This is a genomic window from Citrobacter sp. JUb117, from assembly GCF_024809055.1.
Lineage (GTDB): Bacteria > Pseudomonadota > Gammaproteobacteria > Enterobacterales > Enterobacteriaceae > Citrobacter > Citrobacter gillenii.
Map to the genome: position 1 here is coordinate 211,870 of NZ_JANUFB010000001.1, position 25,120 is coordinate 236,989.

The following is a 25,120-nucleotide window of genomic DNA, read 5'->3' on the forward strand; positions in this document are numbered from 1 at the left end:
TTATAGGGTTAAACACTGAATGCTGGTGTGAGCAGCGGCTTGCGGGTACAGCCTGGCGACGTTTGCCAGTAGAGGGAGCAGGCCATGTGAATCGCGGTAATACTCAAACTGATTCGGTAACAGAATTCTTTTACCCTGGTCGTCCAACTCCCGATATTTGAGCCAGTTATGAATATCAAACTGGCTGGCGCGCGAGAGCCATCCCCCTGAACCGACAACTTTGCGTACGGTGGTGAGATCGCGACCCATCTGTAAATCCACGTTACCTACGCAGGTGCAAACCTGCTTTTTAGTGCCCGCGTGGCGCTCAGTGGCATAGCCCACGCACAAACCTGCCAGCAGGGTGTCGAAATATTTCTCTTCCTCGCTGAGTGGCAGGTAATCCGGCTGCCCAACCAGATGGCGCAGATAGCGGTAAAACGCCTCTTCGCGCTGTGGCTGTTGGGCAAAGATAACTTTCACCATTTCCTGCGTGCTTTCTCCGACGACAACGGCGGAAACTCGCATCCCCAGATCGCCTTCAACAGTACGTTTGACGAAGGGTTCTGGGACGCCGTGCAGAACGGTGTCAGGGGAGAGGGTATTCGCGCTGGCTGAATAGACATCCGTGGTGGCGCCGCCCATGTCGATCAGCATGAATTCCTTCCATGCGCTGTCGTAGTCGCTAATCGCTTTTACCAGTTCATACACCGTCCACGGCGTGGGCATCGGCTCTTCACCGGTTTCGCCGACAATAACGTCCAGTCCTTTGCCTTTGACGATGCGGGACAAAAACACATCGCAAATGGCCTGACGAGCAGCAAACGGATTAGGGTGGTCGAGATCGGGCAGGATGTTATCTACCGTAGTCAGATCTTTATGTCCCAGGAGAGTTTGCACATCGTCCTGAATGTCGCGGTTACCAGCGTAGATAATGGCGCAATCAAGCTTTGACTCGGCCAGCGCACGCGCATTAGCCAGACCGTAGCTTTCTTCACCGCCATCCGTGCCGCCGGTAAACAACAGGATGTCTGGTGGTGATGATTCCAGCTCCTGAATGTCATGGCGGTTAAGTTTGTACGAATAATATTGCGCGATTTTTGCGCCAGCCGAATGGGCGGTTACTTTGGCCGATTCCAGCGTAATGGAAGGCACCAGCCCCATTGCTGCAACGGCGAGTCCACCTTTGGCTGACGAGGAGTATTTCAACTGCACTTCACCGCTTTTCAGTAACGGGCGAGCATCGGCAACATTTAGCACCTGATTCAGGCTGGCAAAAAAACCGTCTGCCAGATGATGTGTGGTGGTTGGGGTCAGGACATGGTTTACCAGCGTTAATTCTTCACCTTCATGTGCGAAGAGGGCTGCCTTGGTCCATGTCGAGCCGATATCGACAGAAACTGTTTGCATCAGATAGCCTCTTCCAGGCAACGCTGCTCGAGGCCATTGTGTTGGTGAATGTCATTGGTGATAAGCGCACAAACATCTTCCAGGTCGTGGCTTGGTGCAAAGACGCGGTTAAAGCCCATTTCTTTAAACTTCACTTCGACGTCTGCAAAGTCATGTTTACCCACAACCAGGTTGCCGCCGACATAGAGCAGAATATCACCGAGGCCACGTTCGATGCAGCGCTCACGCAAGCCGAGGCAGTCGATATCACCGTGGCCATAGATAGATGACACCACGATGGCATCCGCGCCTGTTTCAATCGCGGCATCAATATATTCATCCTGACTCACCATCACCCCGAGGTTGATTACGTGAAAATCGTGGGAGGTAAAAACGCGATCCAGAACTTTATTGCCTACTGCATGGCAGTCAGCACCGATAACGCCAATAACAAGTGTAGATTTCTTCATGGGAATCCTCTGTAGGGCTGATGGTCAATAAGTAAAAATTATTTTTTAATATTTAGAACATGGATTGTGACAACCTCTTAATAGAGTCGGAGTTTCTGTGGAAGCTGAAAAGGAAGCAATTGATCTATTTTCAAAATATCCTGATTAAAATGATTGTTATAATTGCATTTTGGTAAATCTGTGATGATTCAATGGGTTGTGTTGTTGTTTTTGTCGCATTGTCATTTTGTTAGTAAATTCACTAATAAATGACTTGCCATCTTTGTGATCAAAATCTTATTTTGTTATGCGAGGTTTTAATGTGCGATTTTTAATAATATAAAAAGGTAGGTTCACTAAATAACTTGTGAACGACATAACGTTTTTTTATTTATATATCTTATATGGCAGAAATATTTTTTGTTAAATTTAAGATAAAAATGATAATAGATTGTTCGGAACATATTTAATCTTTGCCGCATAAGCATAGAGAAGGAATGACCTATAACTTATAATGATGATTCGGGCGATGATGTTTGGGTTTCGGCGCGCAGCGGTGATCCCGCTTCGTAGAGTCACTGAATGCAGCCGCATTTCACTTCTGATTGAGATAGTTACATCTCGGTGTTAATTATAAGTAAAAATAAAATGAATTATTTGTATAAAATAACAATGTTATGGCTTGCTAAAAAAAAACTGTGAGCTACCCAGCAAGAGTGACTCTTTATCTACCTCCTGACCGTTGCCATCTTGATGGCTTAAAAGATCGTGTGGATTTTAATTAATAATCTATCATTTATGGTAACTATGATTACTTATTGTAAAACAAGAAATTAACATGAAATTCACTAGTCATGTTATCGGTAAACATCATTAACATTAAATCTGTAAATTGATTTAAATCAATGTTTAAAACTTGGTAAACACCACCAAATGAGGTTAAATTGCTGCAGATCAAATTGGTCTGAAAGTGGTAAATTAGCTATAAATTGATCACTATCGAAAAATGCAAATTTGTCTCGATAAAAACCTGTTTATTGTAAGGATTTTACGGCGTAATATAATTGCGGGATCAATTTGAGTGTTTTATTAACATGTTTGTAACTTTTCATCATTGTCCTTTCTTCAAATGAGAAGAAAGAGCGACGGTGGAAGGACGCAAATAAATTTGTATTGGGGCATGCGTGTGACCCTTTCTAACGGGGTTCACTCTCGGAGTCTTCATGCGATGAGCAAGGAGTCATGATGTTAGATATAGTCGAACTGTCGCGCTTACAGTTTGCCTTGACCGCGATGTACCACTTCCTTTTTGTGCCACTAACGCTGGGTATGGCGTTTTTGTTGGCCATCATGGAAACGGTCTACGTCCTTTCCGGCAAACAGATTTATAAAGATATGACCAAGTTCTGGGGCAAGTTGTTTGGTATCAACTTCGCTCTGGGTGTGGCTACCGGTCTGACCATGGAGTTCCAGTTCGGGACTAACTGGTCTTACTATTCCCACTATGTCGGGGATATTTTCGGTGCGCCGCTGGCGATCGAAGGTTTGATGGCCTTCTTCCTCGAATCCACCTTTGTAGGTCTGTTCTTCTTCGGCTGGGACCGTCTGAGTAAAGTCCAGCATATGTGCGTCACCTGGTTGGTGGCATTGGGTTCTAACCTGTCTGCGCTGTGGATCCTCGTGGCGAACGGCTGGATGCAAAACCCAATTGCAGCGGATTTCAACTTCGAAACCATGCGCATGGAGATGCTGAGCTTCTCTGAACTGGTGCTTAACCCGGTTGCACAGGTGAAATTTGTTCACACTGTAGCGTCTGGTTATGTCTGCGGCGCGATGTTCGTTCTGGGTATCAGCTCTTACTATATGCTGCGCGGTCGTGACTTCGCATTTGCTAAGCGTTCTTTTGCCATCGCTGCCAGCTTCGGTATGGCTGCCATTCTGTCTGTTATCGTTCTGGGTGATGAGTCCGGTTACGAAATGGGCGACGTGCAGAAAACCAAACTTGCCGCGATTGAAGCAGAGTGGGAAACCCAGCCTGCACCGGCATCCTTTACGCTGTTCGGTATTCCGGACCAGGATGCGCAGGAAAACCATTTTGCGATTCAAATCCCTTACGCGCTGGGCATCATTGCCACCCGCTCTGTTGATACGCCGGTCATTGGTCTGAAAGACCTGATGGTGCAGCACGAAGAGCGTATCCGTAACGGGATGAAAGCGTATCAGCTGCTGGAAGAACTGCGTGCGGGTTCCACCGATCAGGCCGTTCGTGACCAGTTCAACAGCATGAAGAAAGACCTGGGATATGGTCTGCTGCTGAAACGCTATACCGACAAAGTGACCGACGCGACCGAAGCACAAATTCAGCAGGCAACGAAAGATTCTATTCCTCGTGTCGCTCCGCTGTACTTTGCGTTCCGTATCATGGTGGCGTGCGGCATTCTGATGCTGGCTATCATCGCGGTTTCCTTCTGGACAGTGATTCGTAACCGTATCGGTGAGAAAAAATGGCTGCTGCGCACGGCGCTGTATGCGCTTCCGCTGCCATGGATTGCGATTGAGTCCGGTTGGTTTGTTGCAGAGTACGGGCGTCAGCCGTGGGCGATAGGTGAAGTGCTACCGACAGCCGTGGCGAACTCGTCACTGACTGCGGGCGACCTGATCTTCTCGATGCTGTTGATTTGCGGCCTGTATACCCTGTTCCTGGTGGCTGAACTGTACCTGATGTTCAAGTTCGCACGCCTTGGCCCGAGCAGCCTGAAAACCGGTCGTTATCACTACGAGCAGTCCACTGTGACTTCTCAGCCGGCACGCTAAGACAGGAGTCGTCAAATGATCGATTATGAAGTATTGCGTTTTATCTGGTGGCTGCTGGTTGGCATTCTGCTGATTGGTTTTGCAGTCACTGATGGTTTCGACATGGGGGTGGGCATGCTCACCCGTTTCCTCGGTCGTAATGATACCGAGCGTCGAATTATGATTAACTCCATCGCCCCACACTGGGACGGTAACCAGGTTTGGCTCATCACCGCGGGCGGCGCATTATTTGCTGCCTGGCCGATGGTGTATGCCGCTGCGTTCTCCGGCTTCTATGTGGCGATGATTCTGGTACTGGCGTCCTTGTTCTTCCGTCCGGTCGGTTTTGATTACCGCTCTAAGATTGAAGACATGCGCTGGCGCAACATGTGGGACTGGGGCATCTTCATTGGTAGCTTCGTACCGCCGCTGGTCATTGGTGTGGCGTTCGGTAACCTGCTGCAAGGGGTTCCGTTCCATATGGATGAGTACATGCGTTTGTACTACACCGGTAACTTCTTCCAGTTACTGAATCCGTTTGGTCTGCTGGCCGGTGTAGTAAGCGTGGGCATGATCATCACTCAGGGCGCGACCTATCTGCAGATGCGTACTGTAGGTGAACTGCACCTGCGTGCACGTGCTACTTCACAGGTTGCCGCGCTGGTTACTCTGGTGTGCTTCGCGCTGGCCGGTGTCTGGGTGATGTACGGTATTGACGGTTATGTTGTGACCTCTGCACTGGATCACCACGCTGCCTCTAACCCGATGACCAAAGAAGTCGCGCGAGTTGCGGGCGCATGGATGGTGAACTTTAACAATGCACCTATCCTGTGGCTGGTTCCGGCTCTGGGTGTAGCCCTGCCGCTGCTGACCATCCTGACGTCTCGTATGGAGAAAGGGGCCTGGGCGTTCGTCTTCTCTTCACTGACGTTGGCCTGCATCATCCTGACTGCGGGTATCGCAATGTTCCCATTTGTGATGCCATCCAGCACCATGATGAATGCCAGCCTGACCATGTGGGATGCTACCTCCAGCCAGAGAACATTGAACCTGATGACCTGGGTTGCGGCGGTGTTTGTACCGATCATTCTGCTCTACACCAGCTGGTGTTATTGGAAAATGTTCGGTCGTATCACCAAAGAAGATATTGAAAACAACACCCACTCTCTGTACTAAGTAAGGAGCTTAAAATGTGGTATTTCGCATGGATTTTGGGAACGCTTCTTGCCTGTGCATTTGGGATAATCACAGCGCTGGCGCTTGAGCATGTCGAAGCAGGCAAAGCAGGGCCAGAAGAAAGCTAATGACCAACGTTATCGCGATGTTATATAACGCGATGGATAAGCGCCCCTTGCGGGCGCTTTCTTTAGTCATGGCGTTAGTGTTGGCAGGATGTATTTTTTGGGATCCCTCACGCTTCGCAGCAAAAACCAGCGAGCTTGAAATCTGGCATGGCCTTCTGCTGATGTGGGCGGTCTGCGCTGGCATTATCCATGGCGTCGGGTTTCGTCCTCGCGCGGTGCACTGGCAGGGCATCTTCTGCCCGCTGATAGCCGACATCGTGCTGGTGGTTGGTCTGATTTTCTTCTTCTTTTGAATAAGAAACATCCTTAAATATTTATGGGCTTGCATAAGCCCATAATTTTTTACTCTCCGTTTACTTTCCCCCATTCCAAAGCATCATTCCCGCGCGTATAGTAGCACCGGTTAAAAGCTCTAACTTTTGTTGCATTACCGGGATGTAAAGTGAATACAACGCGATATACAAACGACATTCTTGAAGCATCGCGGCGGCAAGAACGCGAGTCACCTGGCGCTTACAAAAGTAAGTAACCGGTGTGAGTGGGCGAAGCCAACAAAGAGGCAGTAAGAATGAATAAGTATATTTTTCGATGGCCGGTTCGTGTCTATTATGAAGACACCGACGCCGGTGGGGTGGTTTACCACGCCAGTTACGTCGCTTTTTATGAACGAGCACGCACAGAGATGCTGCGTCATCATCACTTTAGTCAGCAAGTGCTGCTGGCCGAACGTGTAGCCTTTGTGGTGCGCAAGATGACCCTGGAATATTTTGCGCCAGCCAGGCTCGACGACATGCTCGAAGTCCAAACCGAAATTACGTCAATGCGTGGCACCTCATTGGTTTTCACGCAACGCATTGTCAACGCAGAGAACACCGTGCTGAATGAAGCCGAAGTTCTGATTGTTTGCGTTGATCCACTCAAGATGAAGCCTCGTGCGCTTCCCAAGTCTATTGTCGCGGAGTTTAAGCAGTGACTGACATGAATATCCTTGATTTGTTCCTGAAGGCAAGCCTTCTGGTTAAACTTATCATGTTGATTTTGATTGGTTTCTCAATCGCATCCTGGGCCATTATTATCCAGCGGACCCGTATACTGAATGCGGCTTCACGTGAAGCAGAAGCGTTTGAAGACAAGTTTTGGTCCGGCATCGAATTATCGCGCCTGTATCAGGAAAGTCAGGGGCGTCGTGATAACCTGACGGGTTCTGAACAAATTTTCTATAGCGGATTCAAAGAATTTGCGCGATTGCATCGGGCTAATAGCCATGCACCGGAAGCGGTGGTTGAGGGGGCATCCCGTGCGATGCGTATCTCCATGAACCGTGAGCTGGAAACACTGGAAACGCATATTCCGTTCCTCGGCACCGTCGGTTCCATCAGTCCGTATATCGGTCTGTTCGGTACCGTTTGGGGGATCATGCATGCGTTTATCGCCCTCGGTGCGGTAAAACAGGCAACCCTGCAAATGGTTGCTCCGGGTATCGCAGAAGCACTGATTGCCACCGCAATCGGTCTGTTTGCGGCAATCCCGGCGGTAATGGCGTACAACCGACTGAATCAGCGTGTGAATAAGCTGGAACTGAATTACGACAACTTCATGGAAGAGTTCACCGCGATTCTGCACCGCCAGGCGTTTACCGTTAGCGAGAGCAACAAGGGGTAAACCATGGCCAGAACGCGTGGACGAGGTCGTCGCGAACTTAAGTCCGAAATCAATATTGTACCGCTGCTCGATGTACTGCTGGTGCTGCTGCTGATCTTTATGGCAACGGCGCCGATCATTACCCAGAGCGTGGAAGTCGATCTGCCGGATGCGACCGAATCGCAGGCCGTCAGCAGTAACGACGAACCACCGGTCATTATTGAAGTTTCCGGTGTTGGGCAGTACAGCGTGGTGGTTGAGAAAGACAGAATGGATCAACTGCCGCCGGAGCAGGTTATCGCGGAAGCGAAAAGCCGCCTGCAGACCAATCCGAAAACGGTCTTCTTAATCGGTGGTGCGAAAGACGTGCCTTATGATGAAATAATTAAAGCGCTGAACCTGTTACACAGCGCAGGCGTGAAATCGGTTGGCTTGATGACGCAGCCAATTTGATGTCTGCGTATTCCTGGCTTGAAAGATAGCGCGTAACAGGCGAACAGTTTTTTGGGAACCCAGAGTGTCAAAGGCAACCGAACAAAACGACAAGCTCAAACGGGCGATAATTATTTCAGCGGTGCTGCATGTCATTTTATTTGCGGCATTGATCTGGAGTTCGTTCGATGAGCACATTGATGCTTCAGGCGGCGGTGGCGGTTCGTCTATTGACGCCGTCATGGTCGATCCTGGTGCCGTTGTTCAACAGTACGACAGGCAACAGCAGCAGCAGGCAAGTGCGAAACGCGCAGAAGAACAGCGTGAAAAGCAGGCGCAGCAGCAGGCCGAGGAACTTCGTGAGAAGCAGGCGGCCGAGCAGGAACGACTGAAGCAGCTAGAGAAAGAACGTTTAGCCGCGCAGGAAAAAGTGCGCGAACAGACGGAACAGCAAAAACAGGCTGAAGCTGCGGCCGCGAAAGCGCAGGAGCAACAGAAGCAGGCTGAAGAAGCGGCGGCGAAGGCTGCTGCAGACGCCAAAGCCAAGGCGGACGCTCAGGCGAAACAAGCTGCAGATTCTGCGAAGAAAGCCGCTGCTGACGCGGCGAAAAAAGCAGAGGCTGACGCCGCAGCAAAAGCCGCCGCTGATGCGAAGAAAGTTGCCGAGGCGCAAGCCGCCAAGGTTGCTGCAGATGCAGCGAAAAAAGCCCAGGCAGAGGCCGCTAAGCAAGCTGCTGCCGAGAAGGCCGCCGCAGAGAAGGCCGCTGCAGCTGCAGAGAAAGCCGCAGCCGCGAAAGCTGCCGCCGCTGAAAAGGCCGCTGCTGATAAGAAAGCAGCAGCCGAAAAAGCGGCAGCAGACAAGAAAGCCGCCGCTGCAGAAAAGGCCGCCGCAGACAAGAAAGCTGCTGCTGATAAAGCTGCAGCTGCTAAAAAAGCTGCAGCGGAGAAAGCCGCGGCAGCCTCTGGCGTTGACGAGCTGTTCGGTGACTTAAGCTCCGGTAAGAATGCACCGAAATCGGGTGGTGGAGCGAAAGGTAGCGGACAACCGTCGAAAGACAGTGGTACAAGTGGTGCGAATGGTGGCGCAACAGGTGCTGATATCAGCGCTTACGCGAAGCAAATTCAGGTCGCGATTCAGAGCCGTCTGTTTGATGCGGGCCTCTACCAGGGTAAACAATGCGTACTGCACATTAACCTGGCACCAGATGGACGATTAAAGAGTGTGACATCTGAAGGTGGAGATCCTGCACTATGCCAGGCCGCGTTAGCGGCGGCGAGATCGGCAAGTATTCCTAAACCGCCTAACCAGGCTGTTTACGAAAAGATAAAAGACGCCAAACTGGATTTTAAACTGTAACCGTTTTTCCGTATTTTCGGACGAAAACAGTCTAAGGTTGAGACAGAGTTCTGGTAGTTTTGTGTATTTGAGTTTGTTAACATTCTGCTAAATTATCGTGGGCTTTTGGTCCAGATAAGGGAGATATGATGAAGCAGGCATTACGAGTAGCATTTGGTTTTCTGATGCTGTGGGCAGCGGTGCTGCATGCAGAAGTACGTATCGAGATCACCCAAGGGGTGGACTCGGCGCGCCCGATTGGTGTTGTCCCGTTCCAGTGGGCAGGGCCGGGTGCTGCACCTGAAGATATCGGTGGTATCGTGGGCGCTGACCTGCGTAACAGCGGTAAATTCAACCCATTAGACCGGTCTCGTCTGCCTCAGCAGCCGGGCACTGCGGCTGAAGTTCAGCCTGCGGCATGGTCTGCGCTGGGTATTGATGCCGTAGTAGTCGGTAAGGTTACGCCGAATCCGGACGGTTCCTACAGCGTGGCTTATCAGCTGGTGGATACCGGTGGTGCGCCGGGTACCGTACTGGCACAGAACACCTACAAAGTGAACAAGCAGTGGCTGCGTTACGCGGGCCATACTGCCAGTGACGAAGTGTTTGAAAAACTGACCGGTATTAAGGGCGCATTCCGTACCCGTATCGCGTACGTTGTTCAGACTAACGGTGGCCAGTTCCCGTATGAATTACGCGTATCTGACTACGATGGCTACAACCAGTTTGTGGTTCACCGCTCTCCGCAGCCGTTGATGTCTCCGGCATGGTCTCCGGACGGGTCTAAACTGGCCTACGTAACCTTTGAAAGCGGTCGTTCTGCACTGGTTATCCAGACGCTGTCTAACGGCGCTGTGCGTCAGGTTGCGTCGTTCCCGCGTCACAACGGTGCGCCAGCATTCTCTCCGGATGGCAGCAAACTGGCATTTGCCCTGTCTAAAACCGGTAGTCTGAATCTGTATGTGATGGACATTGGCTCTGGCCAAATCCGTCAGGTCACTGATGGTCGCAGCAACAACACGGAACCAACCTGGTTCCCGGACAGCCAAAACCTGGCCTTCACGTCTGACCAGGCCGGGCGTCCGCAGGTATACAAAGTTAATGTCAACGGCGGTGCTCCGCAGCGCATAACCTGGGAAGGTTCGCAAAACCAGGATGCGGATGTCAGCAGCGACGGTAAATTTATGGTAATGGTAAGCTCAAACAGTGGGCAGCAACACATTGCCAAACAAGATCTGGTAGCGGGTGGCGTACAAGTTCTGTCGTCAACGTTCCTGGATGAAACGCCAAGTCTGGCACCTAACGGCACTATGGTAATCTACAGCTCTTCTCAGGGGATGGGATCCGTGCTGAATTTGGTTTCTACAGATGGGCGTTTCAAGGCGCGTCTTCCGGCAACCGATGGTCAGGTTAAATTCCCTGCCTGGTCGCCGTATCTGTGATAATAAATAATTGATTAATAAAGGAATCATTGAAATGCAACTGAACAAAGTGCTGAAAGGGCTGATGATTGCTCTGCCTGTTATGGCTATTGCGGCATGTTCTTCTAACAAGAACGCCAGCAATGACGGCAGCGAAGGCATGCTGGGTGCCGGCACTGGTATGGATGCAAACGGCAGCGGCAACATGTCCTCCGAAGAGCAAGCGCGTCTGCAGATGCAACAGCTGCAGCAGAACAACATCGTTTACTTTGATCTGGACAAGTACGATATCCGTTCTGACTTCGCTGCAATGCTGGATGCGCACGCTAACTTCCTGCGTAGCAACCCGTCTTACAAAGTCACCGTAGAAGGTCATGCGGACGAACGTGGTACTCCTGAGTACAACATTTCCCTGGGTGAGCGTCGTGCGAACGCCGTTAAGATGTACCTGCAGGGTAAAGGCGTTTCTGCTGACCAGATCTCCATCGTTTCTTACGGTAAAGAAAAACCTGCAGTACTGGGTCATGACGAAGCGGCTTACTCCAAAAACCGTCGTGCCGTACTGGTTTACTAAGAGAATTGCATGAGCAGTAACTTCAGACATCACCTGTTGAGTCTGTCGTTACTGGTTGGCATAGCGGCCCCTTGGGCCGCTTTTGCACAGGCGCCAATCAGTAGTGTCGGCTCAGGCTCGGTCGAAGACCGTGTCACTCAACTCGAGCGTATTTCTAACGCTCACAGTCAGCTTTTAACCCAACTCCAGCAACAACTCTCCGATAACCAGTCCGATATTGATTCCCTGCGTGGTCAAATTCAGGAAAGTCAGTATCAACTGAATCAGGTTGTTGAGCGCCAGAAGCAGATTTTGACGCAGATGGACAGTCTTAGCAGCGGTGGTACGCCAGCGGCGCAGCCAGCAGCGGGCGACCAGAGCGGGGCTGCGGCCCCTGCGTCGGGTGCAGGCGCAGCAGCGACGTCAGGCGTTCCAGCAAGCTCTGGCGATGCGAATACCGATTACAATGCGGCAATTGCGCTGGTGCAGGATAAATCCCGCCAGGATGACGCGATTGAAGCATTTCAGAACTTCATCAAAAATTACCCTGATTCCACCTACCTGCCGAACGCGAATTACTGGCTGGGACAGTTGAATTACAACAAGGGTAAAAAAGATGATGCGGCGTTCTATTTTGCATCGGTAGTTAAAAACTTCCCGAAATCACCGAAGGCTGCAGACGCGATGTACAAAGTTGGCGTCATCATGCAGGACAAAGGTGATAAAGAAAAAGCCAAAGCGGTTTATCAACAGGTTATCACTAAATACCCTGGTACTGATGGCGCGAAACAAGCGCAAAAACGCCTCGGCGCGATGTAATGCGCACCATGCGACCAGAAATCGTGTTATTTCTGGTCGCGTCGTGTGATTCCTAAGCAGTTGAGTTATTTACATCGAAATTTTTGTTGCGCTAAAATCTGAAATCAGTAATATATGCCGCCGTTGCCAAGGGATATCAAACAGCCCGAAAGCGGCAAAAAAAGTGGGGCGTTAGCTCAGTTGGTAGAGCAGTTGACTTTTAATCAATTGGTCGCAGGTTCGAATCCTGCACGCCCCACCACTAACTTAGCAGTAAGCAGTATCCAGCGTAGTATCGGGTGATTAGCTCAGCTGGGAGAGCACCTCCCTTACAAGGAGGGGGTCGGCGGTTCGATCCCGTCATCACCCACCACTCGGGGCGTTAGCTCAGTTGGTAGAGCAGTTGACTTTTAATCAATTGGTCGCAGGTTCGAATCCTGCACGCCCCACCAATTATTTTTGGTGGTTCCGAGTAAAAAATATTTCAGGCAACACCCGTATGGGGCGTTAGCTCAGTTGGTAGAGCAGTTGACTTTTAATCAATTGGTCGCAGGTTCGAATCCTGCACGCCCCACCAATATCGCGGTGGGTTCCTGAAAAGAGTAAAGCAGTAAACCCCATATGGGGGCGTTAGCTCAGTTGGTAGAGCAGTTGACTTTTAATCAATTGGTCGCAGGTTCGAATCCTGCACGCCCCACCAGTGTAAAAAGGCGCCCTAAAGGCGCCTTTTTGCTATCTGCGATTTATAAGATTCGAACCTACTTTCCTGATGGTGCCGCGCTTATCAGATCTACGAAGCTACAAATCGACACCGTACCTGTAGGCCGGATAAGACGCCAGTCGCCATCCGGCATTGTCCAACGCAATTATTGTGACTTTTTTACGCCAATCCGCTATCTTGTTTAGCATATAAAACAAATCTAACCGATTATGGCGTACGTCACGCTTTTACTCGGTTATTTCGTTAAGCCAGTAAAACGAGAAAGCATGATGAGCGTGATGTTTGACCCTGAAGCCGCAATTTATCCGTTTCCGCCTAAGCCGCTGCCGCTGAGCGAAGATGAAAAACAATTTTATCGCGAGAAAATCAAACGCCTGCTAAAAGAGCGCGATGCTGTAATGGTGGCGCACTATTATACAGACCCAGAGATCCAACAGCTGGCTGAGGAAACCGGTGGATGCATTTCTGACTCGCTGGAGATGGCGCGGTTTGGATCAAAGCATTCGGCCTCTACGTTGCTGGTGGCTGGGGTCCGATTTATGGGCGAAACGGCTAAAATCCTCAGCCCGGAAAAGACCATTCTGATGCCAACGCTGCAGGCGGAATGTTCCTTAGACCTGGGCTGTCCAATCGACGCATTCAGTGCATTTTGCGATGCGCATCCGGACCGCACCGTCGTGGTGTATGCCAACACGTCGGCGGCAGTGAAAGCGCGTGCGGACTGGGTGGTGACATCCAGCATTGCGGTTGAACTTATTGAGCACCTGGATAGTTTAGGTGAAAAAATCATCTGGGCTCCGGACAAGCATCTGGGAAACTACGTGCAAAAACAGACCGGAGCCGATGTTCTTTGTTGGCAAGGGGCCTGTATCGTCCATGACGAATTCAAAACACAGGCATTAACGCGCATGAAAGGGTTATATCCCGACGCAGCCGTGCTGGTACACCCTGAATCGCCTCAATCAATAGTCGATATGGCCGATGCCGTGGGGTCGACGAGTCAGCTCATCAACGCGGCAAAAACGTTACCGCATAAGCAGCTTATCGTGGCGACTGACCGGGGTATTTTTTACAAAATGCAGCAGGCTGTGCCGGACAAAGAGTTGCTTGAAGCCCCGACTGCCGGCGAAGGGGCAACCTGTCGCAGCTGTGCGCATTGCCCGTGGATGGCGATGAACGGCCTCAAAGCGATTGCAGAGGGCCTTGAGCAAGGTGGGGCAGCCCATGAGATACAGGTTGATGACGCGCTGCGAGAAGGGGCACTATTGCCGTTAAACCGCATGCTGGAATTTGCGGCTACACTACGAGCTTAAATAAATTATTGCTCTGGGGGAAAAGATGGATTTTTTTAGCACGCAGAATATTTTGGTTCATATCCCGATTGGCGCGGGGGGATACGACCTGTCATGGATTGAAGCAGTGGGGACCGTTGCCGGTTTACTGTGCATTGGTTTGGCAAGCCTTGAGAAAATCAGCAACTACGTCTTTGGTCTGATAAACGTCACGCTGTTTGCGATCATCTTCTTTCAGATCCAACTCTACGCCAGCCTGTTATTACAGGTGTTCTTTTTTGCCGCCAATATCTACGGCTGGTATGCCTGGTCCCGGCAAACCAGCCAACATGAGGCTGAGCTGAAAATTCGCTGGCTGCCGCTGCCGAAAGCGCTAGGTTGGCTGGCGGCTTGCGTGGTGGCGATTGGTCTGATGACGGTATTTATCGATCCGGTCTTCGCGTTTCTGACCCGTATGGCCGTGAACATTATGCAAGGGCTGGGATTACAGGTTGCCGCACCTGAGTTGCAACCCGATGCATTCCCGTTCTGGGATTCCTGCATGATGGTGCTGTCGATTGCGGCGATGATCCTGATGACGCGGAAATACGTCGAAAACTGGCTGCTGTGGGTGATCATTAACGTCATCAGCGTGGTGATCTTCGCCCTGCAAGGCGTGTATGCGATGTCGCTGGAATACATGATCCTCACCGTTATTGCGCTTAACGGCAGCAGGATGTGGATGAACAGCGCGCGCGAACGTGGCTCACGCGCGCTCTCCCATTAGTGATGGTGATGTGAATGGCCGGACAGTCCCTGATACAGGTGGCAGTCCGGCCCGTTGCATGGCTGATATTCCATCTGGATCGTTGCGTGTTCAATCTGATAATGATGCGTCAGGAAATGTTGAATGCGTTCCAGCAATGCGTCGTGATCGTGCGGGGGAACCACCTGCACATGTAGCGTCATCACCGGTTTTTCACCCACCATCCAGACGTGCACATGGTGCACGTTGCGAACTTCAGGAATATCCCGGCTGAGGTGGCGCTGTAGCGCGGGAATATCCAGTGACAGCGGTGCGCCTTCGAGTAATTCGTTCACGCTATCTTTCAATAACCGCCAGGCGCTACGCAGTACCAGCACGGAAACCAGAATCGACAGGATCGGATCCGCTGGCGTCCAGCCGGTCCAGATGATGATCAACGCCGCGATGATCGCGCCAACCGACCCCAGTAAATCGCCCATTACGTGCAAGGCCGCGGCGCGAACATTGAGGTTCTTCTCCTCGCTCCCGCGATGCAGCACCCAAAAGGCAAGAACGTTAGCCAGTAAACCTGCCACGGCAATCACCATCATCATGCCGCCAGCTACCGGCCGTGGGGTATAGAAGCGCTCTATCGCCTCCCAGACGATTAAAATGGTGATCACCACTAGCGCGATAGCGTTCACAAACGCGGCCAGCGTCGTGAGCCTCAGCCAGCCGAACGTGTGTCGGATGGTCGGCGGTCGGCGAGCAAACCTGACAGCCAGCAGTGCAAAAAGCAGAGCGGCTGCATCTGTCAGCATATGGCCGGCGTCCGCCAGCAGCGCCAGCGAGCCTGACAGGATCCCGCCGACCACCTCCACGAACATAAATCCCGCCGTAATGCAGAAGGCGAACAGCAGTCGACGGGCGTTATTATCTTTGGGCAGGTCAGGGGAAGTGGGGGTATGTGAGTGCGCCATAATGTCATCCCTTTGTTATTCTCATCATTACTGTATGACATCATACCGGGTTTGGGCTGACAAAATTAAAAAGGAGAGCTTTTGCTCTCCCGTTATTAGCCATATTTTTAGCTTTACTGGGTGGTGCCGTCGGTTTTGGTGTCTACGTCATTGTTGATACCGTTTCCGGTCTCTACCTTCTTGTTGATATCCGGACAACGACCGTCTTTGCACATTGAGTTTTTGTGCATCTCGTCTTTGGTCATCCCTTCATGATTCATTGATGAACCGTTCGGATGGAGCATGGTGCCGCCCGAATTAACGTTGTTGTTGTCGACATTATTCGGTGCCACGTTCTCGCGTGCGTCCGGTGCGGTTTGCCCGGCATCCGCCGAAGAATTCGCCTGACCGTTATTTGACTGCGTGTTTGCGTCTGCAGCCAACGCCGCGCCGCTGGCGAGGCTAAGAGTGGCAGTAAGAAAGAGTGAGGCCAGCTTTGTCATTTGCATAATATGCTCCTGTTATGGTCGATATGTCGGATAACCTCTTCCAACAGTGCATGTGCCAGTTAAATCCTCAGAAGGTAGTTAACTATTTCAGTATGAAAATTAAAACCAGCATAGAATATTGAAATTAATAAATAAATAAGCTATTGCAGTTATAAATTGTAGTTTGGATCTCGTTTATCGCTACTTTATTGCGTTTTTTTGGCTTATTCCAGGATTAATCCGTCCAAAGTGTAAAACCCCGTTTACACTTTAGAACTGAAGATATAGATTGGAGGGATTGCATTCATTTATATAAGTATGGCAACGCTGGAATAATCATGAATTATCAGAACGACGATTTACGCATTAAAGAGATCAACGAGTTACTCCCCCCGGTCGCACTGCTGGAAAAATTCCCTGCTACTGAAAATGCCGCAAATACGGTTGCTCACGCCCGCAAAGCGATTCATAAAATTCTGAAAGGCAGCGACGATCGCTTACTGGTTGTGATCGGGCCGTGCTCGATTCATGATCCGGCAGCCGCCAAAGACTATGCCGCTCGCCTGCTGGCGCTGCGTGATGAGCTTAAAGACGAGCTTGAAATCGTCATGCGCGTCTATTTTGAAAAGCCGCGTACCACCGTAGGCTGGAAGGGGCTGATCAACGATCCGCATATGGATAACAGCTTCCAGATCAACGATGGCCTGCGCATTGCGCGTAAGTTGCTGCTGGATATTAACGACAGCGGCTTGCCAGCAGCGGGTGAATTCCTTGATATGATCACCCCCCAGTACCTGGCCGATCTGATGAGCTGGGGGGCTATTGGCGCACGTACGACTGAGTCCCAGGTTCACCGTGAGCTGGCGTCCGGTCTTTCCTGCCCGGTTGGCTTTAAAAACGGGACTGACGGTACGATCAAAGTGGCCATTGATGCCATCAACGCCGCTGGCGCGCCGCACTGTTTCCTGTCGGTGACCAAATGGGGTCATTCAGCCATTGTGAATACCAGTGGTAATGGCGACTGCCATATCATTCTGCGCGGTGGTAAAGAGCCAAACTACAGTGCTCAGCACGTTGCAGACGTGAAGGAAGGGCTGGTTAAAGCAGGTCTGTCCCCGCAGGTGATGATTGACTTTAGCCATGCAAACTCCAGCAAGCAGTTTAAAAAGCAGATGGATGTCGCGAAAGACGTTTGCGGACAGGTTGCTGGCGGTGAGAAAGCGATTATTGGCGTGATGATTGAAAGTCATCTGGTTGAAGGTAATCAGAATCCGGATAGCGGCGAGCCGCTGACCTACGGTAAGAGCATTACCGATGCCTGCATTGGCTGGGAAGATACTGATGCGGTGTTACGCCAGTTGGCAAACGCGGTCAAAACGCGTCGCGGCTAACCGAGTCTCGTAGGCCTGATAAGCGTAGCGCCATCAGGCTTTTCTGCGCAGACTGCCTGGTAGCGGCGAAATAAAAAAAGCGCGGATAATCCGCGCTTTTTTATATTCAGCGAAGAAATTACTTCGCTTTACCCTGGTTGGCAACGGCGGCCGCTTTTGCCGCGATCTCGTCAGCATTACCCAGATAGTAACGTTTGATCGGCTTGAAGTTTTCGTCGAACTCATACACCAGCGGTACGCCGGTCGGAATGTTCAGTTCCAGAATTTCATCTTCGCCCATGTTATCCAGGTATTTAACCAGCGCACGCAGGGAGTTACCGTGAGCGGCGATAATCACGCGCTCACCGCTTTTCATGCGCGGCAGAATGGTTTCGTTCCAGTAAGGGATAACACGCTCGATGGTCAGCGCCAGGCTTTCGGTAACCGGCAGCTCTTTGTCAGTGAGTTGAGCATAACGCGGATCGTGCCCCGGATAGCGCTCGTCATCTTTGGTCAGCTCCGGCGGTGTTACCGCGAAGCCACGACGCCATTGTTTAACCTGCTCGTCACCGTATTTTTCAGCGGTTTCGGCTTTGTTCAGACCCTGCAGAGCGCCGTAATGACGTTCGTTCAGCTTCCAGGATTTTTCAACCGGAAGCCACGCTTGATCCAGTTCATCCAGTACGTTCCACAGGGTGTGGATGGCACGTTTGAGCACAGAAGTGTAAGCAAAATCGAAGCTGTAGCCTTCCTCTCGCAGCAGTTTGCCCGCCGCTTTTGCTTCGCCTACGCCTTTCTCGGACAGATCAACATCGTACCAACCGGTAAAGCGGTTTTCGTTGTTCCACTGACTTTCACCGTGACGTACCAGAACCAGCTTAGTTACAGCCATACACTCACTCCTATAAACCATATTGAATGATAATAGTTCTCATTATATTGCCGTAATGCGTCAGCGGCAATGCTTACGCATAACCATAGCGAAAATAGCTGCACAGTGTAAGGTTCTTGTGAACTCAAGGTTGCGATTTTGGCTTTTGGTGGTGAGGCTTTGAGTAGGTTGGGGGAGGGCAATAAACGACGAGCCCGATACTGGACTCGTCATGGTTAGTCGTCAGGCCGGAATAAACCGGTATTCCGTCACGCAGGCGTACTCTTCGCCCGGGCGCAGGAAGCAGTCCGGCTGCGGCCATTCCGGATGGTTCGGGCTGTCCGGCAGAAACTCGCTTTCCAGCGCCAGACCTTGCCAGTCGGCGTACGCCTCTGGGCCACGGGACGGCGTGCCGCCGAGGAAATTCCCGGAGTAGAACTGCAAAGCCGGGGCCGAGGTGTAGACCTCCATCTGCAATTTTTCATCCTGCGACCACAGCAGCGCGACCGGCTTACGGGCATCACCTTGTGCCTGTAGCAGGAAGGCGTGATCGTAACCTTTTACGTGGCGCTGATCGTCATCGGCCAGAAATTCGCTGGCGATAACTTTTGGCGTACGGAAGTCAAAAGAAGTGCCCGCCACCGGCTTTAGGCCCTCGTGTGGGATACCCATCGCATCAACCGGCAGATACGTGTCGGCGAGGATCTGCAGCTTATGCTGGCGGACATCGGTTTTATCACCGTCGAGGTTGAAATAAACGTGGTTGGTCAGATTCACCGGGCAGGGCTTATCGACCGTCGCGCGATAGGTGATTGAAATGCGATTGTCGTCGGTCAGGCGATACTGCGCTGTCGCGCAAAGGTGGCCTGGGAAACCCTGGTCGCCATCGTCAGAGGTCAGTGCGAACAGCACCTGACGGTCATTCTGATTCACTATCTGCCAGCGACGTTTATCGAAACCGTCCGGCCCGCCGTGCAGCTGATTTTCACCCTGGCTTGGCAGTAATTCAATGGTTTCACCAGCGAAGGTATAACGGCTGTTGGCGATACGGTTCGCGTAGCGGCCAATCGATGCTCCCAGAAACGCAGCCTGATCAGGATATTGCTCCGGGCTGGCGCAGCCGAGCAATGCTTCACGCACGCTACCATCGCTCAGAGGAATGCGGGCCGACAACAGCGTTGCGCCCCAGTCCATCAGGTTGACCACCATCCCTGCGTCATTACGCAGGGTCAGCAGACGAAACGGCTGGCCATCGGGGGCCATGACGGGAATTTCGTTTAGCACTGTCCGGCTCCTTGTGAAGGTTTACACACATAGAAGGTTTCTTTGATACCGGTTTTCGCTTCGTACTGCGCAGCGACAGCCTGCTGTACTGCAGGAACCAACGCTTCAGGGATCAGCGCCACAATGCAGCCGCCGAAGCCGCCGCCGGTCATGCGCACGCCGCCCTGGGAGCCGATGGTCGCTTTGACGATCTCCACCAGGGTATCAATTTGCGGCACGGTAATTTCAAAGTCATCGCGCATGGAGGCGTGAGATTCCGCCATCAACTGGCCCATGCGCAGCAGGTCACCTTTTGCCAGGGCATCAGCGGCTTCCACGGTACGGGCATTTTCGGTGATCACGTGGCGGACGCGTTTGGCGACGATCGGGTCCAACTCATGGGCGACGGCGTTGAATGCCTCAAGGCTGACATCACGCAGCGCGGGTTGCTGGAAGAAGCGCGCGCCGGTTTCGCACTGCTCGCGACGGGTGTTGTACTCACTGCCGACCAGCGTACGCTTAAAGTTACTGTTAATGATCACCACGGCGACGCCTTCAGGCATGGAGACCGCTTTGGTACCCAGCGTACGGCAGTCGATCAGTAGCGCATGATCTTTCTTGCCCAGCGCGGAAATCAGCTGATCCATGATGCCGCAGTTGCAGCCGACGAACTGGTTTTCGGCTTCCTGACCGTTCAGGGCAATCTGCGCGCCGTCGAGCGGCAGGTGATAAAGCTGCTGGAACACGGTGCCGACCGCTACTTCCAGCGACGCTGAGGAGCTTAAGCCAGCGCCCTGCGGTACATTGCCGCTGATCACCAGATCGGCACCGCCAAAGGCGTTATTACGCTTTTGCAGGTGTTTTACCACGCCGCGGACATAGTTCGACCACTGCTGGCTGTCATGGGCGATAATCGGCGCGTCGAGAGAAAACTCATCAACCTGATTCTCGTAGTCAGCGGCAATCACGCGCACGATGCGATCGTCACGCGTCGCACAGCTGATCACTGTTTGGTAGTCGATGGCGCAAGGCAGAACGAAGCCGTCGTTATAGTCGGTATGTTCGCCAATCAGGTTGACGCGACCGGGCGCCTGAATCGTATGGGTGGCAGGGTAGCCAAATGTTTCAGCAAACAGAGATTGTGTTTTTTCTTTCAGACTCATTTTTTAAACTCCGGATTCGCGAAAATGGATGTCACTGACCGCACGCAAACGCTCGGCGGCTTGTTCTGCCGTCAGGTCGCGCTGGGTTTCCGCCAGCATTTCATAACCGACCATAAATTTACGCACGGTCGCGGAACGCAGCAGGGGCGGATAAAAATGCGCGTGCAGCTGCCAGTGTTGATTCTCTTCGCCATTAAACGGTGCGCCGTGCCAGCCCATGGAATAAGGGAAAGAACACTGGAACAGATTGTCGTAACGGCTGGTCAGTTTCTTCAGCGCCAGCGCCAGGTCGGCACGCTGCGCGTCGGTCAAATCGGTAATACGCAGCACATGTGCTTTAGGCAGTAGCAGCGTTTCAAATGGCCATGCCGCCCAGTAAGGCACGACCGCCAGCCAGTGCTCAGTTTCCACCACCGTGCGGCTGCCGTCTGCCTGTTCACGCTGGACGTAATCGACCAGCATCGGTTTGCCTTGCTCAGCGAAATAGTCTTTTTGCAGGCGGTCTTCACGCTCTGCTTCATTGGGCAGGAAGCTATTGGCCCAAATCTGACCGTGCGGATGTGGGTTCGAACACCCCATCGCTGCGCCTTTATTTTCAAACACTTGTACCCAGGGATAGGTTTTCCCCAGATCGGCCGTTTGCGTCTGCCACGTTTTCACAATCTCCGTCAGCGCAGGCACGCTGAGTTCCGGCAGCGTTTTGCTGTGATCGGGTGAGAAGCAAATGACACGGCTGGTTCCACGTGCACTCTGACAGCGCATCAACGGATCGTGACTGTCCGGTGCGTCCGGGGTGTCGGACATCAGCGCGGCAAAATCATTGGTAAAGACGTAGGTGCCGGTGTAATCCGGGTTTTTATCACCGGTTACGCGCGTGTTACCTGCACACAGGAAGCAGTCCGGGTCATGTGCAGGGAGAACCTGCTTAGACGGTGTCTCCTGCGCCCCTTGCCAGGGGCGTTTGGCGCGATGTGGTGAGACGAGGATCCACTGCCCGGTAAGCGGGTTAAAGCGGCGGTGTGGATGATCGACAGGATTGAATTGCGTCATGACGTGTCCTTAATCCGAATATCCTTGCGGATGGCGTGACTGCCAGTGCCAGGTGTCTTGTGCCATTTCGTCCAGCGTGCGGGTTACGCGCCAGTTTAATTCGCGATCGGCTTTGCTGGCATCTGCCCAGTAGGCGGGAAGATCGCCGTCACGACGCGGTGCAAAATGGTAGTTAATCGGTTTACCACAGGCTTTACTGAAGGCGTTGACCACGTCCAGTACGCTGCTGCCGACGCCCGCGCCGAGGTTATAAATATGCACACCTTGTTTACCCGCCAGTTTTTCCATAGCGACAACGTGCCCGTCGGCGAGATCCATCACGTGGATGTAATCGCGAACGCCGGTACCATCTTCGGTAGGGTAGTCGTTGCCAAATACCGCAAGCGACTCGCGGCGGCCAACGGCAACTTGAGCAATGTAAGGCATCAGGTTGTTGGGAATGCCCTGCGGATCTTCGCCCATATCGCCTGACGGATGTGCGCCAACCGGGTTGAAGTAGCGCAGCAGCGCGATGCTCCACTCTGGCTGGGCTTTTTGCAGATCGGTCAGGATCTGCTCGACCATCAGTTTGCTTTTGCCGTACGGGCTTTGCGGGGTTCCGGTTGGGAAGCTTTCAACGTAAGGAATTTGCGGCTGATCGCCATAGACTGTGGCTGAGGAGCTGAAGATGAAGTTCTTGACGTTGGCGGCGCGCATCGCGTTTACCAGACGCAGGGTACCGTTGACGTTGTTGTCGTAGTATTCCAGCGGTTTGGCAATAGACTCACCCACGGCCTTCAGACCGGCAAAGTGAATGACCGTATCAATGGCGTGATCGTGGAGAATTTCGGTGATCAGCGCTTCGTTGCGGATATCCCCTTCAATGAAGGTCGGATGCTTCGTGCCTAAACGCTCGATAACGGGCAGTACGCTGCGCTTACTGTTGCAGAGGTTATCAAGGATCACTACGTCGTGACCGTTTTTCAGTAACTGCACGCACGTGTGGCTTCCGATGTAACCGCTACCACCTGTAACCAATACTCTCATAATTCGCTCCGTTAAGCCTATGGTATGGAATGATCCTAGCATAACAAAGATGCGAAAAGTGTGACATGGAATAAATTAGTGGAATCGTTTACACTTCAGTGTTTTCACCGTTTAGCGTCTTTTTTTTAATTGTAAATCATAGGGTTTGTTCACGACTGCGCCATTTATCCGAAAAAGCAGGTAAAAAAATGGGCGTCCAATGCGTACAGCACGTCAGTTAGACATGTATGGAAAATGTATTAGCCCGGAGCAGGATGTCGCTTCAGCGCTCTGACTTTCAGTCAAATTAATTTCTCTGTTCAGGTAAGTTCAAATAACAACACCGGTGGTTAGGTGTGGGCTGGTCCGGCTGAAAATTGCCGACGAGTTTCCGTAAGGCCGGGAGAACCCGCAGGGATGCGGGTTCAGGGCGCGTTTTGCATGGACGCTTCCTCGCGCCCGGCCCGGTAGCCTGGAGGAATTAGCGGAGGGGACCACGAAGTGGCAATTTTCCCGCCGGGAGCCGGGATTGTAAAGGGCGTGGCGGAGAACGCCCTTTACCCGTTCACGGGTAGTGTGGCATCGGAGAAGCTATATACATGAGGTGAACGGAACAGCTTGCCTGAAATAACATGTTTATTATTCCAGGGACGTTTGTCGATAGCCATAGATCTCGCCGTCAGGCACAAACTCCAGTCGATGCGTAATACAGGCTGGCGCATCCTCGGCGCGGTGAGAAACGAACAGCAGCTGGGTATCACCTTCGCCGATCAGCACATCAACAAAACGGCGGATCAACTGGCGATTCAGCGGATCCAGCCCCTGCAAGGGTTCATCGAGGATTAACAGAGTAGGGTGCTTAACCAGCGCGCGAACAATCAGCGCCAGTCGCTGCTGACCCCAGGAAAGGCTGTGAAACGGCGCGTCGGCAGTACGCTTATCGATGCCCAGAATGTCTAACCACTGCTGTACCAGCTTACGCTGCCGGTCAGAAACCGCCTGGTAGATACCGATCGAATCAAAATAACCGGAGAGGATCACGTTGCGCACCGTGGTACTGACGCGGTACTCGAGGTGCAGGCTGCTGCTGACATAGCCAATGTGTTTTTTAATATCCCAGATGGTTTCACCGCTGCCGCGACGACGACCAAACAGCGTCAGTGCGTTGCTGTAACCCTGTGGGTGATCGCCGGTGATTAAGCTGAGCAGGGTGGATTTCCCCGCGCCATTTGGGCCGACAATTTGCCAGTGTTCGCCTGGATTCACCTGCCAGCTCAAGTGATGCAGAATAGGGCGATCGTTATACGAGACCACGCCATCGTTGAGCACAATACGCGGCTCGTGATCGGCCAACGTACGGCGAACAGAGGGTTCATCGGGTTCGGGTAATGTAATCCCGGCCAGTTGTTCGCTATGCGCAAGCTGGGCTATCAATGCCTGTTGCAGTAAACCGGCTTTCTCGCCGGTTTCAGTCAGGGTGCAATCCGCGAGGACGCCAGCAAACTGCACGAATTCTGGAATCTCATCAAAGCGGTTGAGGACCAGCACCAGCGTAATACCTGCCTGATGCAACGTGGCGAGCAAATCCGCTAACTGATGACGTGACGCAACGTCCAGTCCGTCAAACGGTTCATCCAGGATCAGCAATTCCGGTTCCGACATCAGCGCCTGACAAAGCAGGGTTTTACGTGTTTCGCCGGTAGAGAGGTATTTGAAACGCCTGTCGAGCAGATGCGCAATGCCAAACTTCTGCGCCAGCGCTTTGCAGCGCGCTGGATTTTTGATTTCATCGAGAATGATTTCTGCCGTCGTGCGTCCGGTGTCGTCTTCGCCGGGGCTGAGGAGATCGGTGTTATTACGCTGCCATTCGTCGCTGACCAGTTGTTGCAACTGCTCAAAGGAGAGTCGGGTGATACGCGTGAACTGACAGCGGCGCTCGCCTTTTAACGGCGGCAATTCCCCCGCCAGCGCACGCGCTAACGCGGATTTCCCACTGCCGTTAGAACCGACAAACGCCCAGCTATCCCCCGCGTTCAACGTCAACGTATTCAACTGGAGCGTTTTTGTGTCGCTCAGACGAAACGTGCCTTGCGAAATTTGCAACGATGACATTTTATAT

Annotated in this window: 24 protein-coding genes and 5 tRNA genes; 19 read left to right on the forward strand and 10 right to left on the reverse strand. The window is 52.1% G+C overall.

All coding sequences use genetic code 11. The features are described from left to right. The gene (glmL, locus tag M2374_RS01010; protein ID WP_181688354.1) at nt 1–1,389 is read right to left on the reverse strand and encodes a methylaspartate mutase accessory protein GlmL; all 1,389 of its coding nucleotides are present in this window, start codon (nt 1,387–1,389) and stop codon (nt 1–3) included. After that, complete coding sequence (gene glmS / locus M2374_RS01015; RefSeq protein WP_096757824.1) at nt 1,389–1,838, reverse strand: methylaspartate mutase subunit S; 450 nt, start codon at nt 1,836–1,838, stop codon at nt 1,389–1,391. Before glmS ends, glmL begins: the two co-directional genes overlap by 1 nt. Before the next feature lie 1,224 nt (nt 1,839–3,062). Between glmS and cydA the strand changes: the two genes are divergently transcribed. The 18 genes from cydA (at nt 3,063) to pnuC (ending at nt 14,874) form a co-directional block, all read left to right on the forward strand. Beyond that, complete coding sequence (gene cydA / locus M2374_RS01020; RefSeq protein ID WP_096757823.1) at nt 3,063–4,631, forward strand: cytochrome ubiquinol oxidase subunit I; 1,569 nt, start codon at nt 3,063–3,065, stop codon at nt 4,629–4,631. A gap of 15 nt (nt 4,632–4,646) precedes the next feature. Beyond that, nucleotides 4,647–5,786, forward strand: a complete 1,140-nt coding sequence (gene cydB / locus M2374_RS01025) for a cytochrome d ubiquinol oxidase subunit II (protein WP_115259034.1) — start codon at nt 4,647–4,649, stop codon at nt 5,784–5,786. Nucleotides 5,787–5,800: 14 nt separating this feature from the next. Beyond that, entirely contained in the window at nt 5,801–5,914 is a 114-nt protein-coding gene (gene cydX, locus M2374_RS01030; RefSeq protein ID WP_096757821.1) for a cytochrome bd-I oxidase subunit CydX, read from the forward strand. Next, nucleotides 5,914–6,207 carry a cyd operon protein YbgE gene (gene ybgE / locus M2374_RS01035; RefSeq protein WP_096757820.1) on the forward strand — a complete coding sequence of 98 codons (294 nt, stop codon included), beginning with the start codon at nt 5,914–5,916 and terminating at the stop codon, nt 6,205–6,207. Before cydX ends, ybgE begins: the two co-directional genes overlap by 1 nt. A 275-nt stretch (nt 6,208–6,482) precedes the next feature. After that, the gene (gene ybgC, locus M2374_RS01040) at nt 6,483–6,887 is read left to right on the forward strand and encodes a tol-pal system-associated acyl-CoA thioesterase (RefSeq protein WP_045441116.1); all 405 of its coding nucleotides are present in this window, start codon (nt 6,483–6,485) and stop codon (nt 6,885–6,887) included. After that, nucleotides 6,884–7,576 carry a Tol-Pal system protein TolQ gene (gene tolQ, locus M2374_RS01045; RefSeq protein ID WP_096757819.1) on the forward strand — a complete coding sequence of 231 codons (693 nt, stop codon included), beginning with the start codon at nt 6,884–6,886 and terminating at the stop codon, nt 7,574–7,576. Before ybgC ends, tolQ begins: the two co-directional genes overlap by 4 nt. Before the next feature lie 3 nt (nt 7,577–7,579). Beyond that, the gene (gene tolR, locus M2374_RS01050; protein WP_005125437.1) at nt 7,580–8,008 is read left to right on the forward strand and encodes a colicin uptake protein TolR; all 429 of its coding nucleotides are present in this window, start codon (nt 7,580–7,582) and stop codon (nt 8,006–8,008) included. A 64-nt stretch (nt 8,009–8,072) separates the two neighbouring features. Further along, nucleotides 8,073–9,344: a cell envelope integrity protein TolA gene (tolA, locus tag M2374_RS01055; RefSeq protein ID WP_181688353.1), complete on the forward strand. Its 1,272-nt coding sequence runs from the start codon at nt 8,073–8,075 to the stop codon at nt 9,342–9,344. A gap of 128 nt (nt 9,345–9,472) precedes the next feature. Next, nucleotides 9,473–10,765, forward strand: coding sequence for a Tol-Pal system beta propeller repeat protein TolB (tolB, locus tag M2374_RS01060; protein WP_096757817.1), 1,293 nt, complete (start codon nt 9,473–9,475; stop codon nt 10,763–10,765). A gap of 34 nt (nt 10,766–10,799) precedes the next feature. Further along, nucleotides 10,800–11,318 carry a peptidoglycan-associated lipoprotein Pal gene (gene pal / locus M2374_RS01065; RefSeq protein ID WP_006685431.1) on the forward strand — a complete coding sequence of 173 codons (519 nt, stop codon included), beginning with the start codon at nt 10,800–10,802 and terminating at the stop codon, nt 11,316–11,318. A 9-nt stretch (nt 11,319–11,327) separates the two neighbouring features. Continuing rightward, nucleotides 11,328–12,116 (forward strand): cell division protein CpoB, encoded by a 789-nt coding sequence (gene cpoB / locus M2374_RS01070; RefSeq protein WP_096757816.1) that lies wholly within the window; start codon nt 11,328–11,330, stop codon nt 12,114–12,116. A gap of 165 nt (nt 12,117–12,281) precedes the next feature. Further along, a tRNA-Lys gene (locus tag M2374_RS01075) sits at nt 12,282–12,357 on the forward strand. A 35-nt stretch (nt 12,358–12,392) separates the two neighbouring features. Then, a tRNA-Val gene (locus tag M2374_RS01080) sits at nt 12,393–12,468 on the forward strand. 3 nt (nt 12,469–12,471) lie between these two features. Next, nucleotides 12,472–12,547: transfer RNA gene (locus M2374_RS01085), tRNA-Lys, on the forward strand. 49 nt (nt 12,548–12,596) lie between these two features. Beyond that, nucleotides 12,597–12,672, forward strand: a tRNA-Lys gene (locus M2374_RS01090). A gap of 47 nt (nt 12,673–12,719) precedes the next feature. Next, a tRNA-Lys gene (locus M2374_RS01095) sits at nt 12,720–12,795 on the forward strand. Between the two features lie 290 nt (nt 12,796–13,085). Beyond that, entirely contained in the window at nt 13,086–14,129 is a 1,044-nt protein-coding gene (nadA, locus tag M2374_RS01100) for a quinolinate synthase NadA (protein WP_115259032.1), read from the forward strand. Nucleotides 14,130–14,154: 25 nt separating this feature from the next. Further along, nucleotides 14,155–14,874, forward strand: coding sequence for a nicotinamide riboside transporter PnuC (pnuC, locus tag M2374_RS01105; protein ID WP_117341646.1), 720 nt, complete (start codon nt 14,155–14,157; stop codon nt 14,872–14,874). Here pnuC and zitB read toward each other — a convergent pair. Beyond that, a complete protein-coding gene (zitB, locus tag M2374_RS01110) occupies nt 14,871–15,812 on the reverse strand; it encodes a CDF family zinc transporter ZitB (protein WP_115259031.1) in 942 nt (313 codons plus the stop codon). The two genes, pnuC and zitB, sit on opposite strands and share 4 nt — an antisense overlap. A 113-nt stretch (nt 15,813–15,925) precedes the next feature. Beyond that, nucleotides 15,926–16,300: a YbgS-like family protein gene (locus M2374_RS01115; protein WP_117341648.1), complete on the reverse strand. Its 375-nt coding sequence runs from the start codon at nt 16,298–16,300 to the stop codon at nt 15,926–15,928. Nucleotides 16,301–16,617: 317 nt separating this feature from the next. On the opposite strand from M2374_RS01115, the gene aroG reads away from it, so the two are divergent. Then, nucleotides 16,618–17,670: a 3-deoxy-7-phosphoheptulonate synthase AroG gene (gene aroG / locus M2374_RS01120; protein WP_115259029.1), complete on the forward strand. Its 1,053-nt coding sequence runs from the start codon at nt 16,618–16,620 to the stop codon at nt 17,668–17,670. A 118-nt stretch (nt 17,671–17,788) separates the two neighbouring features. On the opposite strand, the gene gpmA is transcribed toward aroG, so the two are convergent. The 6 genes from gpmA to modF all read right to left on the reverse strand — a co-directional run bounded on the left by gpmA (nt 17,789) and on the right by modF (nt 25,113). Beyond that, nucleotides 17,789–18,541, reverse strand: a complete 753-nt coding sequence (gene gpmA, locus M2374_RS01125; RefSeq protein ID WP_096757810.1) for a 2,3-diphosphoglycerate-dependent phosphoglycerate mutase — start codon at nt 18,539–18,541, stop codon at nt 17,789–17,791. Nucleotides 18,542–18,763: 222 nt separating this feature from the next. Further along, nucleotides 18,764–19,804: a galactose-1-epimerase gene (gene galM / locus M2374_RS01130; protein WP_181688352.1), complete on the reverse strand. Its 1,041-nt coding sequence runs from the start codon at nt 19,802–19,804 to the stop codon at nt 18,764–18,766. Then, on the reverse strand, nt 19,798–20,946 hold the full coding sequence (galK, locus tag M2374_RS01135) for a galactokinase (protein WP_137362292.1): 1,149 nt from the start codon (nt 20,944–20,946) through the stop codon (nt 19,798–19,800). Before galK ends, galM begins: the two co-directional genes overlap by 7 nt. 3 nt (nt 20,947–20,949) lie before the next feature. Then, entirely contained in the window at nt 20,950–21,996 is a 1,047-nt protein-coding gene (galT, locus tag M2374_RS01140) for a galactose-1-phosphate uridylyltransferase (protein ID WP_135912373.1), read from the reverse strand. A 9-nt stretch (nt 21,997–22,005) separates the two neighbouring features. Beyond that, nucleotides 22,006–23,022 (reverse strand): UDP-glucose 4-epimerase GalE, encoded by a 1,017-nt coding sequence (galE, locus tag M2374_RS01145; RefSeq protein WP_181688351.1) that lies wholly within the window; start codon nt 23,020–23,022, stop codon nt 22,006–22,008. Between the two features lie 618 nt (nt 23,023–23,640). After that, on the reverse strand, nt 23,641–25,113 hold the full coding sequence (gene modF / locus M2374_RS01150; protein ID WP_259153371.1) for a molybdate ABC transporter ATP-binding protein ModF: 1,473 nt from the start codon (nt 25,111–25,113) through the stop codon (nt 23,641–23,643). Nucleotides 25,114–25,120 lie beyond the last annotated feature (7 nt).

What these genes read in the sequence shown, in the direction of transcription:
- glmL (WP_181688354.1), bottom strand. Translation starts at nt 1,389, where the DNA reads ATGCAAACAGTTTCTGTCGATATCGGCTCGACATGGACCAAGGCAGCC.
- glmS (WP_096757824.1), bottom strand. Translation starts at nt 1,838, where the DNA reads ATGAAGAAATCTACACTTGTTATTGGCGTTATCGGTGCTGACTGCCAT.
- cydA (WP_096757823.1), top strand. Translation starts at nt 3,063, where the DNA reads ATGTTAGATATAGTCGAACTGTCGCGCTTACAGTTTGCCTTGACCGCG.
- cydB (WP_115259034.1), top strand. Translation starts at nt 4,647, where the DNA reads ATGATCGATTATGAAGTATTGCGTTTTATCTGGTGGCTGCTGGTTGGC.
- cydX (WP_096757821.1), top strand. Translation starts at nt 5,801, where the DNA reads ATGTGGTATTTCGCATGGATTTTGGGAACGCTTCTTGCCTGTGCATTT.
- ybgE (WP_096757820.1), top strand. Translation starts at nt 5,914, where the DNA reads ATGACCAACGTTATCGCGATGTTATATAACGCGATGGATAAGCGCCCC.
- ybgC (WP_045441116.1), top strand. Translation starts at nt 6,483, where the DNA reads ATGAATAAGTATATTTTTCGATGGCCGGTTCGTGTCTATTATGAAGAC.
- tolR (WP_005125437.1), top strand. Translation starts at nt 7,580, where the DNA reads ATGGCCAGAACGCGTGGACGAGGTCGTCGCGAACTTAAGTCCGAAATC.
- tolB (WP_096757817.1), top strand. Translation starts at nt 9,473, where the DNA reads ATGAAGCAGGCATTACGAGTAGCATTTGGTTTTCTGATGCTGTGGGCA.
- pal (WP_006685431.1), top strand. Translation starts at nt 10,800, where the DNA reads ATGCAACTGAACAAAGTGCTGAAAGGGCTGATGATTGCTCTGCCTGTT.
- cpoB (WP_096757816.1), top strand. Translation starts at nt 11,328, where the DNA reads ATGAGCAGTAACTTCAGACATCACCTGTTGAGTCTGTCGTTACTGGTT.
- nadA (WP_115259032.1), top strand. Translation starts at nt 13,086, where the DNA reads ATGAGCGTGATGTTTGACCCTGAAGCCGCAATTTATCCGTTTCCGCCT.
- pnuC (WP_117341646.1), top strand. Translation starts at nt 14,155, where the DNA reads ATGGATTTTTTTAGCACGCAGAATATTTTGGTTCATATCCCGATTGGC.
- zitB (WP_115259031.1), bottom strand. Translation starts at nt 15,812, where the DNA reads ATGGCGCACTCACATACCCCCACTTCCCCTGACCTGCCCAAAGATAAT.
- M2374_RS01115 (WP_117341648.1), bottom strand. Translation starts at nt 16,300, where the DNA reads ATGCAAATGACAAAGCTGGCCTCACTCTTTCTTACTGCCACTCTTAGC.
- aroG (WP_115259029.1), top strand. Translation starts at nt 16,618, where the DNA reads ATGAATTATCAGAACGACGATTTACGCATTAAAGAGATCAACGAGTTA.
- gpmA (WP_096757810.1), bottom strand. Translation starts at nt 18,541, where the DNA reads ATGGCTGTAACTAAGCTGGTTCTGGTACGTCACGGTGAAAGTCAGTGG.
- galK (WP_137362292.1), bottom strand. Translation starts at nt 20,946, where the DNA reads ATGAGTCTGAAAGAAAAAACACAATCTCTGTTTGCTGAAACATTTGGC.
- galT (WP_135912373.1), bottom strand. Translation starts at nt 21,996, where the DNA reads ATGACGCAATTCAATCCTGTCGATCATCCACACCGCCGCTTTAACCCG.
- galE (WP_181688351.1), bottom strand. Translation starts at nt 23,022, where the DNA reads ATGAGAGTATTGGTTACAGGTGGTAGCGGTTACATCGGAAGCCACACG.
- modF (WP_259153371.1), bottom strand. Translation starts at nt 25,113, where the DNA reads ATGTCATCGTTGCAAATTTCGCAAGGCACGTTTCGTCTGAGCGACACA.